The organism is Kiritimatiellia bacterium (genome assembly GCA_018001225.1).
Classification (GTDB): domain Bacteria; phylum Verrucomicrobiota; class Kiritimatiellia; order CAIQIC01; family JAGNIJ01; genus JAGNIJ01.
The window spans coordinates 1-13,186 of record JAGNIJ010000063.1 but is presented as its reverse complement, the minus strand read 5'-3'; the positions used below and the strand labels follow the sequence as shown (position 1 = coordinate 13,186).

Sequence of the window (13,186 nt, the reverse complement as noted above, 5' to 3'; positions counted from 1 at the left end):
ATGCTCGGCACGCTGGCCGCTCGCTCATCTTCCGCCTCCGGCTGGGCCGCCGGAGTCGGTCACGCGGTCCTGAACGGCCCGCGTGAAGAGCGGCAGGCGTCCACCCTCCCGTCCTTCGCTCCTCTCTCTCCCACTTCGCGGCGTTCTGCCGCGCTCTTCTCCTCGCCCGCCTTTGGCGGGCTCCGGTGCCGGGCGCGCGCGCGTTTTCTCCTACTCTTTGATGCGACCAATACTTCTTGGCCATCGCCCTGGAATCGGAGGGCAAAACAGTCTTGCGCAGCCAGAAATGTCACGAGATTCTTGAAATAGTACCTTCTGCGCTCATGAGTGCGTTGCTCCTGACGGTGAATCCGGTCGAAGAGACGGAAGCCGTTCGCGTCGAAGTCGGCCAACACGATCTTACCGCCCGGCTTGACAACGCGCAGGACTTCGTCGAGGACACCGTTCAAGTCCCGGATGTGATGAAGGGCGTTCATGGATACTACGGCGTCGAATGACACATCGGCAAACGGCAGGTGCGCGCCGTCGGCGACGACAAAACGTATATTGCTGGTTACTCCCGCATGTGCCGCGTTCAGTCTGGCAAAGCGCTGTTCCGCGGCGTCAGGGTCAACCGTCACGACGTTCGATCTCCGCCGCGCGAGTTCGACCAGGAACCGCCCTTTTCCTGTGCCGATCTCGAGTATTCGCCCTGCCAGCGGCCCGGCGCACGCCAAAACGAATCGGGCCGCCTTCCGGCTGTCGTAGCCGTGGCGTCGATACAGCCGGTCCCGCTCCTTGAGACGAGCGTCGTTCTCCATGATCTGTTTGCGGCTGAATCTCATTCATCGCCTTCATCAAACGTCAGGACATGACCGCCGGCGCATTCTGTCAACCGACCGGGCAGGCGTTGCTGAAGGAAGCGGACGGCTTCGTCGCCCGTGCAGTGGCAGGGCGCGATCACTCGGACCTCGCGGCGCTCCAGCGCCGTCGCGGTTTCCTCCAGGCGGGCCGCGGACGCCTTGCCCAGGTGCATGCCTCCGATGACCGCATCCACGGTCGGCCGCCCGGTCAGTTCGCACACGTAATCCAGCGTGTTGACGACGCCCGCGTGGGCACAGCCAAGAACGATAGCCGTCCCCTTCGGGGTGTCGAGCCAAAGCGCCTGATCGTCGGGAATGGGGTCGGGCTTGAGCCCAAGTCGATCGAGGAAGAAGCGACCTCCCGTGTCTTCGAACTCGTTGCGGCGCGGAATCGGGCCGGTCACCCATACGCCGGGCACGACCTCCATCGCGTGCGTGGTGTCCACGATGTTCGCTTTGTGCGCCTTCAAGGCGCCCTCGGCGGGATACGGCATGTTGATGGCGCGCATCACGGCGTCCCGAAGGCTGAATCGGGGCGCGAAAGCATCCGGATGAACGTAGATGCGCGCTGAAGGATTGCTTTCCAGCGCGACGGGTAATCCGCCGGTGTGGTCGTAGTGGCCGTGGCTCAGCACGATGGCCCGCGCGGTGTCCAGCGGAATGCCAAGCGCCCGCGCATTGGTCTCGAAAGCCGGCCCCTGACCGGTATCGAACAGGACATTCCCTGCGTTGGTTTCCAACCAGAGACTCAAGCCGTGCTCGGACGAGAAGCCCGGCAGGGCGTGGTTGTCGACGATGACCGTGATCTTCATACGGAAGGGGTGGTCTCCGGACGGGTCATGGTCAGAAGTCGTACCCCGTGCCCGTGCAGTTGCTTGAATGTGGCGGCCTGACTGATAAAGCGTATGACCTCTTCGGCATTCGCTACGCGCGTACCGCAGATCGCGCTGATGCCGAAGTCGAAGAGAACGGTTGAGAGTGGCGAAGTCGGCCCGGTCAGAACGACGTAACTGCGGGCAAATGGCGCACCCAAATGCCAACAGGCGGATATGGACTTTCGTGGTCATAAGTGTTCGGGCCGGCTGACGCGGTGCCAGCCGGCCCGTTGTCATTTCAGATCTTCGGACACTTCTTCAAGCACATGAACCAATCCAGGCACTTTACGTCCGGATCGGCCTTCTCCGTGCGTTCCTTGGCGACACCGCAGGAGCCCGGCGGCGGTACGATCACGTCGTCGCCCGGCTTCCAGTTCGCCGGCGTGGCGATGCCGTGCGCGTCGGACGTCTGCATCGCGATCAGGAGGCGCATCACCTCGTCCATGTTCCGCCCATTCGACAGCGGGTAGTACAGGATCGCGCGCACGATGCCCTTGGGGTCAATGATGAACACCGCGCGGACTGCCTGCGTGCTGCTCGCGCCCGGCTGGAGCATCCCGAAGGCCTTGGAGACCTCCATCTTCAGGTCCTCGATCACCGGGAAGGTGACCTCGATGTTCTTCAGGTCCTTGTACTGGATCTTCTCCTTGATCGTCCGCAGCCACGCGATGTGCGCGTAGATGCTGTCGATGGAAAGCCCGAGCAGCTTGCAGTTGCGCTTCTCGAACTCCGGCTGCATCGAGGCGAACGTCATGAACTCCGTCGTGCAGACCGGCGTGAAGTCCGCCGGGTGCGAGAAGAACACGACCCATTTCCCCTCGAAACACTTGGGGAAATCGATCTCTCCCTGCGTGGTCTTGGCCTTGAACGATGGCGCCTTCTCGCCGATCAAGGGCAGACTTGTTACGGCTGGCTCTGTCATGTTGCTATCTCCTTCCTGTTATTTCTTGCTGTGCGTGCTCAACATGGTTTCGATGTCCTCCATTTCCGCCTGGAGGTCCTCCTCGTGCTCCACCTCGTCCTGCAGGATCTGAAGGACGGTGTTGTAGGTCACCGGATCCTTTGTCATGGTCAAGTTGACCAGCTTCTTGTACGTCATGATCGCGCACTGCTCGCCCTTGATGTTCTGCGCGAGAACATTTTTCACGAACGGGTTGTCCGGCGCGTCATATCCGCAGTTGGAGTGCTTGTACCACTCCTTGGGCTCGTTGACGGGCGTTCCGCCAAGCTGGATGATTCGCATGGCCAGCATGTCCGCGTGCCGCAGTTCATCCGCCGCGTGCTGAACCAGTTCCGCGATGACCGCTTCCTTCATCGGGCCTTTCACCACCTTGGCGCCGATCCAGTACTGGAAGTACGCCAGCCACTCATCGGAGAATGCCTTGTTGAGCACCCCGACGAGTTCCTTCACGTCCATATCGACAATCTCTATGCCTTTAGTACCCATGCCTCTCTCCTTCCTTTTGGTGTGCTATGTCTTGCGCTTCTCATCAATGATCGCAGGCATTGGCCCCGGATTGTAGCGTGCCGGCCAGATAGGAGGCGACCAGATCCGACGGCGCTCCTGTCGGCGCTCCAACCACAACCCGAATGCCGTTGTCGGCGAAGAGCGACTGGGCTCGCTGGCCCATGCCCCCGGCGATGATGATGTTGGCACCCTGTTCATGGAGCCAGCGGGGCAGCACGCCCGGCTCATGGGGTGGCGGCGTCAGCATTTGTGTGCCGGCTACCTTCTTTGTCTTTTCGTCCACGTCAACCAGGGCAAACTGCTCGCAATGCCCGAAGTGCATACAGAGCTTCCCTTCCGCGACCGGTATGGCGATCTCCATTCTATTCTCCTTTGTCTTCTTCATGTTGGTCTGCTGATCTGTCTCGTTGCCTTCGCAGGACAGCGCCAGGATCGGCGCGATGATACGCGCAAAAGCCTTGGCTGTTTCCGTCCGGGAGAAGTGGTAGACAAACGGCTTGCCGTCGTCGCACGCTTCGCCGACAGCCGGATCGAGTGGGACGCGACCGAGAAACGGGACGCCTATCTCGTTGGCCATGCGCTCTCCGCCGCCGCTCTTGAAGATGTTCGTAATCTCTCCGCACTTGGGGCATACGAACCCGCTCATGTTCTCGACGACCCCCAGCACAGGGAGCTTCAACTGCCGGCAGAAGGTAATGGACTTGCGAACGTCGGCGGTGGCCACGTCCTGTGGCGTCGTCACGACAACCGCCCCGTCAAGCGGCGCGGCCAACTGGCACACGGATAACGGCTCGTCTCCGGTCCCCGGCGGCGAGTCGATGACGAGGTAATCCAACTCGCCCCAGTCCACGTCCTTGAGGAACTGGCGGATCACGTTGGCCTTCATGGGCCCCCGCCATATCACGGCATCGTCGCGTTCCCGCAGGAGAAATCCAATGGACATGACTTTCAGCCCGGCTTTCTCCACAGGTTGCATGACTCCATCCTTCGCCTGCACGCCGGAGTCATCGAGTTTCATCATTTTGGGGATGCTGGGCCCGTGGATATCCACGTCCAGCAGGCCGACCTTTTTGCCGGCCAGCGACAGAGAGACGGCCAGGTTTGCCGCTACCGTGCTTTTGCCGACCCCACCCTTGCCGGACAGGACGATGATTCTGTGCTGAATCCGCCGCATCCGTTCCCCCAGGGCGTGCTGTTCCAGAAACTGGTCAAGGTTGTCGTTCGTCTTCTCAGTCTGCATTTCGATGAACTCCTTCATGGTCTTCGCGCTTTCGCAGCCGGGCTACAATCGTTTCTCCTGCGCGAACCCGATCTCCGGACTTCGCTGTTATCTCGACATCGGAGGTCGGAAGATACATGTCCAAGCGCGAGCCGAATTTCATCATTCCAATGCGTTCGCCCAGCGCGATCTCGACGATCCTGTCATGTGGCGGCCAGTAGACCACGCGGCGGCAGACGGGGCCCACGATCTGGGTCACGAGGCATCGTGTCAGCCGGCCTTCAATCAGGATCTTGTTGTGCTGGTTGACCTCGGAGGATTTCGCCTGGAACGTGAACAGTCGCTTGCCGGGAAAATAGCCGAGGAATGTGGAGCGGCCGGCCATTGGCGCCCGGTTCACATGCACGTCGAAGAGGCTTAGGAAGATACTGATGCGGGCGCATCGCGCCTTGAGGTACTGGGTTTCCGTCACCTTCACAACCGGGGCAATGGTGCCGTCGGCCCCAGCCACGACCGCGTCGTCATCCGTCGGCGGCGTGCGTTCGGGATCGCGGAAGAAGTAAAGGAAGTACGCGCTGGTTATCAGGGCCGCCGCCATCGCCGACCCGGCGACAAGGTTTGACGGGAAGCCCATCCACCACGCCAGACCGCCCAGGATGAAGAAAAGGAACCATGTGCCGATCAGGAAAGGCGTTACCTCACGCCGAATGCCTGAACCCGTTCGGCGATTCGAATCCGTGAACAGCAAGGGAAAAACGATGTCGCTGGTGCAGCACGGGATCCAGACCGCCAGGAACAGGAAGACGGCGATCGCCGCCATGGTCAAGAAGGACGGGGGGCTGGTCATCGTCATGGTGATGTGAAATAGCGACGCCCACGTGCTGAGCAGCACGTGCAGACTGTGGAACACCTGGGTATGCGGACGCCAAACGCCGAGCAGAATGCCCGATAGGGCAAGGGGATTGACCAGCCACCACTTTTCGACAAACCCGAAGTGCAGACCCCGGTTGGGCATCCCGAGGATCCACTCCCCCAGGAACGGGATCACGCAGTCGCTCAAGGTCGTGATGCCGACGGACCCTGCGTAACCGATCCACAGCGTGCGCCAGATGCCGCGCCCGCCATGCAGACGGAACATCGCGGCCGTAACCAACGCGCTCAGGAGCACGTGAGTCGGGTGCATGAACCAGAACAAGCGAGTTGACGTTCCCGGCGAAGCCTTCACGGCGAGCAGGATCAGCATGATCACGAGACCCGACAACGTGCCGAATGCCGTGAAGGGCGCGTGCTTGCGCAGTTCCCCTACAATCAGTTTGCTGTTTCTGAACATAAGATTTCCCAAAGGACTTTCAGGTCGGCCGCCGTCGCGTTCGGAGTCGACTCCACGATTGAACAGCCCTGGACCTGGGCACCCGTGACGGCGCGGTCATAGCGGATGCGGCCGGCGACCTTCGCGCCTTGTTCGATAGCCCGTCGCTCAATCAGCTCAGTTTGCGCCGGATTGATGTCCCACTTGTTGACGCAAACCGCCGCGGGGATCCGAAAGTGGCGCGTCAGTCCAAGCACGCGTTCCAGATCGTGCAATCCCGATAGCGTCGGCTCGGTTACGACCAGAACCTGGCTGGCGCCAGTGATCGAGGCGATCACGGGACAACCGATCCCCGGCGGCCCGTCCAGCAAGATGAGATTTAGGCCCTTCGCTTCGGCCAGCTTGCGCGCTTCCTCGCGGACCAACGCGACCAACTTCCCCGAGTTCTCCCCGCCGGGGTTCAATCGCGCGTGAACCATCGGGCCGTGCCGCGTGTCGGACACATACCATTCCCCCGCGGACCGCTCTGGGAAATCGATTGCTTTCACGGGACACACCCGCACGCATACGCCGCAGCCTTCGCAACCCACCGTATCCACGCGAAACGTCATCGCGTCCTCCGAGGGCCGGATCGCGTCGAACCGGCACTGGGCCTGGCAGGCGCCGCAGCCGACGCAGTCAGCGGATCGGACAACGGCCTGGTGCCCGCAACAGAACTCCTGCCTGCGTCGGATCTCGGGTTGAAGAAGAAGGTGCAAGTCGGCGGCGTCCACGTCGCAATCTACAAGAACCGACTGTCGCGCCAGCGCGGCAAGCGCAGCGGTCACGCTCGTTTTGCCCGTGCCCCCTTTGCCGCTGATGACTACGATCTCTTTCACACTGACACCTTTCGGGGAAGTTCGCTGGTGATCCGTGCGGCTAGTTGCGAAAGGGCGGCACGGAATGCGGGCGCGGCACCGGTCGCCATGTCGCCGCGTGAGTAAGCCTCGGCCACCTTCCGGTCCTCCGGGATTTCGGCCAAGACGGGGATGCGCTCTGCGTCGCAGTATTTGCGAACGGCGTCATTCCCGATGTCCGCGCGATTGATCGCCACGCCGAAGGCGCGCTGCACCTCGCGCATCAGTTGCACGGCCAGGCGCAGATCATTCAGTCCGAAGGGGGTCGGTTCCGTGACGAGCACGACGTAGTCAGCGTCGCGGACTGTTGCCACCACCGGGCAGGAGGTTCCCGGTGGGGCATCGAGAATTGCGGTCCCGCCCGTGGCTCGCACCCGCTTCACGGCGCGGATCAATGCCGGGGACATCGGTTCGCCTACGTTGAGCCGGCCTTGCCCGAAACCAATCTTCCCAGCGCGGCCGGTCTCGACAACGCCGATCGTTCGGGGCTGCTCCTGGATCGCACCGGCCGGGCAGACCAGCCAGCACCCGCCGCACCCGTGGCAGAGTTCGGGAAAGACCAATGCCGTTTTCAGGATCACCATGGCGTTGTATTCGCAGGCGTCCGCGCACTGGCCGCAACCGGTGCATTTCGTCTTATCAACCACCGGCACCGGGATGCCCACGTCTTCCGTGCGTTCGATTTCCGGTTTCAGAAAGATGTGGCCGTTCGGCTCCTCCACGTCGCAGTCGAGGTACTGGACCTGTTCGGCCTGTTCGGCCAGGATTGCCGCAAGGTTCACGGCCACCGTCGTCTTGCCGGTTCCACCTTTTCCGCTGGCGATGGCGACCGTGATGCCCCTCGATTCGCCGTTCATATGTCCCGGTTCTCCTTGACGACCAAGCTGCCGACGGGCTCCCCAACATGGGCTGCAATGACGGGGCACTTGACCGTAAAAAGAAAGAAAACACGCTTCGTCGTATCGGACAGGGTTTCATAGTTGCCCTGGCCCTTGGCGATGATCAAGTCCGCGCGCTCAAACCATCTGCGGAACTCCTCGGAGCAGTCCTCCAGAATGGCCCCCGGCGCGTCGGATCCGTTGTCGAACACGGGCGCGGTCTCGGACAGGCCGGCTGCAACGGCATCCTCCATCGTGGCGTCGTTGAGCACCGGCGCGCCGCGTACGAAAACGGTGATCTTCTCTGCCGGCAGTGCCTCGATCAGCACGCGGTCGAAGACCGTCTCGCCCGCGTTATCCGTCAGATACAGAATGCAGTGAGCCTCATCGGCCGCCCGGAACAGCGCGTCTACGTCACCCCGTAGCGGCTGGGTCCAGATTGCATTCATGTGACGAGGGATGTCCTCGGCGGCAATCTGCGTCTTGGCACCGACGTCGAGGAGATTTCCGCCGATGGCCATCCGGACAGCCGCTTCGTGCTGGTCCGGCTGGTACGCCATCGACGCGCATAGAGACGGGAGGAGTTCTTCGGCAATGCGGTTCATCCGGTCTTTGACGTCGCGGTACGGGTCGCGACAGCCGAGCTCCTGGCGAATGATACGGTGAATCCGCTGGCCCATGACCGGCGGAGAGTGCGTCCATTCCGAGTTGGCGATCTCGTGCAGGAGCTTGCGCAACAGGGCCTCCCGACGTGCGGGATCTTTCACGATCAATGCGACGGCTTCTACAGCTTGGCGCACGAAACAGGGGATACATTCGATTTCAGTCTTCATCTTTCAGGGCGCCAATAGATAGGCCGCCAAGGCCCGATACAGCGTGCTCACAGCCAGGATCGCGCAGTGCTTGCCTTCGTCCGGCAGACATTCCTGCGCGTCAATGATCTCGCGCGGGCTTATGCCCAGCGCCTCGAGGACCGTCTTCCCTTGGGCCCTGCGCGCGACCGCGGAGCCGCACATCCGGGTGTGACCGCAGCCATCCGTGTAGTAGCGGACCGCTTCGATGCGGTCGCCCCGTATATCGAGATAGAACTCCATCTCGTCCCCGCACGGGCCCTTGATCGCGCCTGAAGCCGTGGGGTCGTTCATTCGGCCAAAGAAAGGGTCGGTATCCGGTTTCTTGTTCTGGCTGTTCGTCATGAAGTCACCTCTCATTCCCTTTGCCGTCGCACGCCTTGAAGTAGATCTCCCCGCCGCGCCACTCCGGGCGGATGCGGCGTGCCCGCACCAGGTCGCCCACGTATTTCGAGACCTCGTTCACATGCATGCCGAAGGCCTCCTGGATCTGGAGCGCCGTACAGGGGCGTCGGCGAAGCATGTCCAGAATGCGGTCCTCGTTGGCCTCGATGTTCGCGCCACAGCGGGTGGGGAAGCCCGCGATGATCGTGGCTCGCGGCTGGAAGAGGCCGGCGAGCTCTTCCATGGTGCCGCGATCAACGGATGACACGGATTGCTCCGCGGGCGGTCGAACAGCCGTGTTGAGATGGATTTCATCCGGGGCAATGGACTCAGCGATCCGGGCGATCTTCTTCACGTCCTCGGCGAGGGAGTTGATCCCCTCGATGAGAAAGACCTCCAGCCAAAGATTCCCTCGGAACTCCTTGCGGAAGTCGCGCAACCCCTCGACACAGCGGTCGAAACTCAGATCCTCATGCGGGCGATTGACCCGCCGGAAGGAATCCATGTCCCAGGCGCTGAGCGACAGCTTGACGATGTCGGCGGCGCAGGCCGCTGTGCGGACTTCGGGTAGCCAGAACAGCGTGCCGTTGGAGAGAAGGACAGACGGGAAAGGCATCTCCTTCTTGATGAACTGCAGTATCGTGCCGAAGCCTGAATGCAGGGTCGGCTCGCCCGAGCCTGACAGCGTGATGTAGTCGGCCTTTCCGCCATCCTGGAGCCAATGGGCGAGTTCCGACTCCACCTCCGGGATCGGCGCGTATTCTTTGCGCTCCATGGTCTTGTGGGATGTGTGTCCGAGTTGGCAGAAAACGCAGTCCAGCGTGCAGGTCTTGAGCGGGGGGAGGTCTACCCCGAGTGAGCGCCCAAAACGCCGGGAAGGGACCGGGCCAAAAAGGTATTTGTGGATTGGGGTCATGTCGTCCCGCCCGCCCTCAACACCTCGTCCGGGGCCAGAGCGGGGCCGTAGTCAGTGATGAGTTTTCCATGCAGATGATCGAATTCGTGTTGCACAACTCGTGCTATTAGTCCCTGAATCTTGTGCTCGACGGGCCGGTTCTCTTCGTTGAGCCCGCGTACCCAGACGAAAGCCGACCGCCGGACCCTGACCATCGTTCCGGGAAGGCTCAAGCATCCTTCCGCCATTTCCTCGGTGCCGCGGTCTTCAAGGATCTCCGGGTTGGCAAGCATCAGAACGTTCCCCTCAACCTCGGCAACAAACAGCTGCTGAGAGCGGCCTATCTGCGGGGCCGCAAGACCGATGCCCTGCCATCGCCGCATATGCTTCAGCATGCGCAGCATCAGGCGGCGTTCCGCCTTGCTTACAGCCGGGAGGGCTGCGGCGTGAGCGCGCAGGATTGGATTCGGATATGTGGCGAGTTCCATATTTCAGTCAGACACATCGCGTCATCTTCAACGTCCTGCCGCGCGGGGGGGGGGATGGCAGCGTGCGAGTCGGACACCGCTCGCTGGATCGTGGCCACGCCCTACCGCACTCCCGGCAGGCACATGGACCGGTGGGCAGCGACGTGGGGAGGGCCTGCTATTCGCGGCCCTCCCCATCAGAAGCTACTTGTCCGCCTTTTCAGCTTGGAGTTCCTCGATGCGCTTCTTGACATCGGCAAGAGCGTCCCCGAAGTACTCCGCTCGCCGATTCAGCATCTCCAGTTCCTGCTCCTCGGTTGGAGCAGCAGCGTGAGCCGGGCCATACGGCACGCCGGGCCGCGCCCAACCGGGGACTCCGGTCGCGTAGAACCGATGCCGCCATCCGCGCCCACCGCCGAAGCCGCCGCCGCGGCCGCGGCCGAACCCCATCCCGAATCCACGCCCCCAGCCTGCGTTTGCATAGCCGGGCGCTCCGTATCCCGCGCAGTATCCCGCCGCACGGCCCGTCATTGGTCCCATCCCTGCCGGACCTGTTTTGTCTCCACCTGGCATGTCTGCCTCCTGCCGCTTTCGCGGCTTTTGCTGTTCGTCAGACTCAACGTCCGCCGCGACCCATGCCGCGACCGCCACCGCCCGCGCTGGATGCTGATCCTCCGACACATCCGCGGCTCCTGCCGCGACCCATTCCCTGTCCGCGCCCCTGGCCGAGCCCGCGGCGTGCGCCGCGTGCCTGCCCTGCGCCACAAGGTCCTGCGCCTCGACCTGTTGCCGGCCCTTGACCCGCCGGTCCTGTTCCATCATTTCTTGGCATAACGTATCTCCCTTCCTCTTTCTAAACCCAGTGTCCTTCGACATCGGCCGTCTTCTGCTGCGACAGTTCATTTCGCTTGAACCGGTCCAGCGCCTCGCCGGCCGTGCAGTCCGCCGCCAGATAGACAGGGATTCCGGCCGCTTCCAACACTCTGAAGGCTTTGGGACCAACGTGTCCGGTGATCACGGCAGCCGCGCCCGAATCCACAACCTGCTGACCGGCCTGGATGCCGGCGCCTTGCACGGCGTTCAGGTTTACCTCGTTGCTTCGGATTGCCGCTTCTCCTGTCTCACTGTCGACGAGGAGGAATTGCTTGGCGCGGCCAAACCGGGGATCGAGGGGATCGTTCAAGCTTGTTCCCTGAACCGTAATCGCAACCTTCATGACGACTTTTCCTTTCTTCTCTGGCCATGGCACCATCCGCGTCCGCGACCCCAACCTCCCCGGCGTTCTTCGGAGGTCGCGCCGGCAGGCGGCTGAATGACAGGACCGCCCTCCAGCCGCAGGGCTTTTCCGTTGATGAGGGCGTCCGCGACTTTCTTTCTCGCCGACTCAACTATGCGGGAAAAGGTAGGGCGGGAGATCTTCATCTTCTCCGCTGCCTGCTCCTGGTACTGACCCTGAAGGTCGGCCAGCCGCAACGCTTCCAGTTCATCAAGGGCCAGCACGATCTCTTCCAGTTCCCGGAGAGGAACACCCCAAGGCTTGAAGTAGGTCGCGCCCGGCACAAAGCCAATTCGTCTCATGCAACAGGGTCTAGGCATTCGATATGTACCTCGCCAAAACATTATGAACATATGTGCATAATCGCTCTTTGTCAAACGCTGGAAACAAGATTTCTTGTTCCCGACATGACTGATTCATGGATCGTCGTAAGTGACTGGAAAATGAATGTCTAATGACGAAGCACGAATGACTAATGAATGACGAATACCCGAATTTTCCAATGAACTCGACATTCCTTTCCCTGTGAACTCGTCATTAGAGATTCGTCATTGAATCGTCATTCGGATTTCGTCATTCGTCATTGCAAAGTAACGGCTTGCGCTGACAGGCGAATTGGCCCTGTTGTTCCCGAAGCCCCCACCACCATGCGGGCTTGGGGAACGAGAAATGACCGCATCCGGATTACGTCCAATTCAGTCAAGCAGGCAACGTGACAGCTTCGCTGGCGCGGTGCCTGCTGCCAGCACGGGGAATTCTTTGGGACGGGGATTCCCCGCGCAAGGGTTTGGTGGGTGGTCTTTGAGAAGCGAAGCCAGCGCCGCCCCGGAAACACCGTAACGGGCGCCGTGTGAAGGGCCGAGGAAAACGGAACCCGATGACATCGGGGAGCGCCGCGTTGCTGAACCCGTCGGCGGGTTCGGCGTACTTGGCGCGGCCGTTTTCCCGGCCCTGAACACGGAAACAAGCGCGTTCAGGTGTGGAGGGGCGATGCTGGCGAAGCGTGGGCAAAAAGGGGGCTGATTGATAGATTGTATTCGGAGATTGAAAAACCAATCCACGGAGGGCCGATGGCCCGACCCCAGCGACGGCTAGCCGGAGCGGTGCCGGGCGCGTTTCAATTCTTAACGCGACCGGCAGGCTCTTACCGCCGAAAAGGAAAATGGCCCTGACGTTTCCGACGTAGGCGGACACTCGGGGCGAATTGCCCGGCGGTGTCTTGGGGGCCACGTTTGAAGTGACGGCTTTCGACGGGTGGAGTTTACGGAGCCCGGCGAAAATGGCACTTGAAACGTCGCGGGGTAGAAATCAACGAGTCCCGACTCTGTAAGACGTCGGGACGAGACCGCATTCGATGAGGGTGTCCAGACATTGGAAGAAGCTGGGGCCGAAAGAACAGACATTGGCAAAACGCGACAGCGACCAAGCCGCGAAAAGCTTCGGCGTTCAGCCGGAGCCAAGCGGCGCACTAAGCAAGCAGTGCGGTCGTTCCGCCGTCGCTCCGCGCAAGCGGAGCTATGGCGGGACAAGCCAGACCGCACGGCTTGCGCTCTTTCTGGAGCGGCGGGCAAGTGCGCTAAGCGCACCCACGAGCGAGCGGTTCTGCCGCTACCGCATCTCTTCTCTTCGCGCGCGCCCGCACCGGAGCCCGCCAAAGGCGGGCGAGGAGAAGAGCGCGGTAGAACGCCGCGAAGTGGGAGAGAGAGGAGCGAATGACGGGAGGGTGGACGCCTGCCGCTCTTCACGCGGGCCGTTCAGGACCGCGTGACCGACTCCGGCGGCCCAGCCGGAGGCGGAAGATGAGCGAGCGGCCAGCGAGCGAAGCA

Annotated in this window: 17 protein-coding genes; all 17 read right to left on the bottom strand. The window is 61.9% G+C overall.

Annotation, left to right across the window (positions count from 1 at the left end):
- Positions 1–59: 59 nt before the first annotated feature.
- The 17 genes from KA248_15250 to KA248_15170 all read right to left on the bottom strand — a co-directional run bounded on the left by KA248_15250 (position 60) and on the right by KA248_15170 (position 11,680).
- The gene (locus KA248_15250; protein ID MBP7831264.1) at positions 60–824 is read right to left on the bottom strand and encodes a class I SAM-dependent methyltransferase; all 765 of its coding nucleotides are present in this window, start codon (positions 822–824) and stop codon (positions 60–62) included.
- Positions 821–1,654 carry an MBL fold metallo-hydrolase gene (locus tag KA248_15245; protein MBP7831263.1) on the bottom strand — a complete coding sequence of 278 codons (834 nt, stop codon included), beginning with the start codon at positions 1,652–1,654 and terminating at the stop codon, positions 821–823. Before KA248_15245 ends, KA248_15250 begins: the two co-directional genes overlap by 4 nt.
- Positions 1,651–1,875 (bottom strand): hypothetical protein, encoded by a 225-nt coding sequence (locus tag KA248_15240; protein MBP7831262.1) that lies wholly within the window; start codon positions 1,873–1,875, stop codon positions 1,651–1,653. The genes KA248_15245 and KA248_15240 overlap by 4 nt, the downstream gene beginning before the upstream one ends.
- A gap of 80 nt (positions 1,876–1,955) precedes the next feature.
- A complete protein-coding gene (locus KA248_15235) occupies positions 1,956–2,639 on the bottom strand; it encodes a peroxiredoxin (protein ID MBP7831261.1) in 684 nt (227 codons plus the stop codon).
- An 18-nt stretch (positions 2,640–2,657) separates the two neighbouring features.
- Positions 2,658–3,164 carry a ferritin-like domain-containing protein gene (locus tag KA248_15230; GenBank protein ID MBP7831260.1) on the bottom strand — a complete coding sequence of 169 codons (507 nt, stop codon included), beginning with the start codon at positions 3,162–3,164 and terminating at the stop codon, positions 2,658–2,660.
- A 43-nt stretch (positions 3,165–3,207) separates the two neighbouring features.
- The gene (locus KA248_15225) at positions 3,208–4,443 is read right to left on the bottom strand and encodes a P-loop NTPase (GenBank protein ID MBP7831259.1); all 1,236 of its coding nucleotides are present in this window, start codon (positions 4,441–4,443) and stop codon (positions 3,208–3,210) included.
- The gene (locus KA248_15220; GenBank protein ID MBP7831258.1) at positions 4,415–5,734 is read right to left on the bottom strand and encodes a phosphatidylserine decarboxylase; all 1,320 of its coding nucleotides are present in this window, start codon (positions 5,732–5,734) and stop codon (positions 4,415–4,417) included. The genes KA248_15225 and KA248_15220 overlap by 29 nt, the downstream gene beginning before the upstream one ends.
- Positions 5,713–6,591 (bottom strand): ATP-binding protein, encoded by an 879-nt coding sequence (locus tag KA248_15215; GenBank protein MBP7831257.1) that lies wholly within the window; start codon positions 6,589–6,591, stop codon positions 5,713–5,715. Before KA248_15215 ends, KA248_15220 begins: the two co-directional genes overlap by 22 nt.
- Positions 6,588–7,466 carry an ATP-binding protein gene (locus KA248_15210; GenBank protein MBP7831256.1) on the bottom strand — a complete coding sequence of 293 codons (879 nt, stop codon included), beginning with the start codon at positions 7,464–7,466 and terminating at the stop codon, positions 6,588–6,590. Before KA248_15210 ends, KA248_15215 begins: the two co-directional genes overlap by 4 nt.
- Positions 7,463–8,320 (bottom strand): DUF89 family protein, encoded by an 858-nt coding sequence (locus tag KA248_15205; protein MBP7831255.1) that lies wholly within the window; start codon positions 8,318–8,320, stop codon positions 7,463–7,465. Before KA248_15205 ends, KA248_15210 begins: the two co-directional genes overlap by 4 nt.
- A 3-nt stretch (positions 8,321–8,323) precedes the next feature.
- Positions 8,324–8,683, bottom strand: coding sequence for an iron-sulfur cluster assembly scaffold protein (locus KA248_15200; GenBank protein ID MBP7831254.1), 360 nt, complete (start codon positions 8,681–8,683; stop codon positions 8,324–8,326).
- A 4-nt stretch (positions 8,684–8,687) separates the two neighbouring features.
- Positions 8,688–9,638, bottom strand: coding sequence for a radical SAM protein (locus KA248_15195; protein MBP7831253.1), 951 nt, complete (start codon positions 9,636–9,638; stop codon positions 8,688–8,690).
- Positions 9,635–10,105 carry a peptide deformylase gene (gene def, locus KA248_15190; protein MBP7831252.1) on the bottom strand — a complete coding sequence of 157 codons (471 nt, stop codon included), beginning with the start codon at positions 10,103–10,105 and terminating at the stop codon, positions 9,635–9,637. Before def ends, KA248_15195 begins: the two co-directional genes overlap by 4 nt.
- A gap of 183 nt (positions 10,106–10,288) precedes the next feature.
- Positions 10,289–10,657, bottom strand: coding sequence for a DUF5320 domain-containing protein (locus tag KA248_15185; GenBank protein ID MBP7831251.1), 369 nt, complete (start codon positions 10,655–10,657; stop codon positions 10,289–10,291).
- A gap of 43 nt (positions 10,658–10,700) precedes the next feature.
- Complete coding sequence (locus tag KA248_15180) at positions 10,701–10,916, bottom strand: DUF5320 domain-containing protein (protein ID MBP7831250.1); 216 nt, start codon at positions 10,914–10,916, stop codon at positions 10,701–10,703.
- Between the two features lie 21 nt (positions 10,917–10,937).
- Positions 10,938–11,300, bottom strand: coding sequence for a NifB/NifX family molybdenum-iron cluster-binding protein (locus KA248_15175; protein ID MBP7831249.1), 363 nt, complete (start codon positions 11,298–11,300; stop codon positions 10,938–10,940).
- A complete protein-coding gene (locus KA248_15170; GenBank protein MBP7831248.1) occupies positions 11,297–11,680 on the bottom strand; it encodes a DUF134 domain-containing protein in 384 nt (127 codons plus the stop codon). The genes KA248_15175 and KA248_15170 overlap by 4 nt, the downstream gene beginning before the upstream one ends.
- Positions 11,681–13,186: the final 1,506 nt, after the last annotated feature.

Bases quoted from the DNA above. Each gene is read 5' to 3' on its own strand.
- KA248_15250 (MBP7831264.1), bottom strand. From the start codon at position 824: ATGAGATTCAGCCGCAAACAGATCATGGAGAACGACGCTCGTCTCAAG.
- KA248_15245 (MBP7831263.1), bottom strand. From the start codon at position 1,654: ATGAAGATCACGGTCATCGTCGACAACCACGCCCTGCCGGGCTTCTCG.
- KA248_15235 (MBP7831261.1), bottom strand. From the start codon at position 2,639: ATGACAGAGCCAGCCGTAACAAGTCTGCCCTTGATCGGCGAGAAGGCG.
- KA248_15230 (MBP7831260.1), bottom strand. From the start codon at position 3,164: ATGGGTACTAAAGGCATAGAGATTGTCGATATGGACGTGAAGGAACTC.
- KA248_15225 (MBP7831259.1), bottom strand. From the start codon at position 4,443: ATGAAGGAGTTCATCGAAATGCAGACTGAGAAGACGAACGACAACCTT.
- KA248_15220 (MBP7831258.1), bottom strand. From the start codon at position 5,734: ATGTTCAGAAACAGCAAACTGATTGTAGGGGAACTGCGCAAGCACGCG.
- KA248_15210 (MBP7831256.1), bottom strand. From the start codon at position 7,466: ATGAACGGCGAATCGAGGGGCATCACGGTCGCCATCGCCAGCGGAAAA.
- KA248_15205 (MBP7831255.1), bottom strand. From the start codon at position 8,320: ATGAAGACTGAAATCGAATGTATCCCCTGTTTCGTGCGCCAAGCTGTA.
- KA248_15200 (MBP7831254.1), bottom strand. From the start codon at position 8,683: ATGACGAACAGCCAGAACAAGAAACCGGATACCGACCCTTTCTTTGGC.
- KA248_15195 (MBP7831253.1), bottom strand. From the start codon at position 9,638: ATGACCCCAATCCACAAATACCTTTTTGGCCCGGTCCCTTCCCGGCGT.
- def (MBP7831252.1), bottom strand. From the start codon at position 10,105: ATGGAACTCGCCACATATCCGAATCCAATCCTGCGCGCTCACGCCGCA.
- KA248_15185 (MBP7831251.1), bottom strand. From the start codon at position 10,657: ATGCCAGGTGGAGACAAAACAGGTCCGGCAGGGATGGGACCAATGACG.
- KA248_15180 (MBP7831250.1), bottom strand. From the start codon at position 10,916: ATGCCAAGAAATGATGGAACAGGACCGGCGGGTCAAGGGCCGGCAACA.
- KA248_15175 (MBP7831249.1), bottom strand. From the start codon at position 11,300: ATGAAGGTTGCGATTACGGTTCAGGGAACAAGCTTGAACGATCCCCTC.
- KA248_15170 (MBP7831248.1), bottom strand. From the start codon at position 11,680: ATGCCTAGACCCTGTTGCATGAGACGAATTGGCTTTGTGCCGGGCGCG.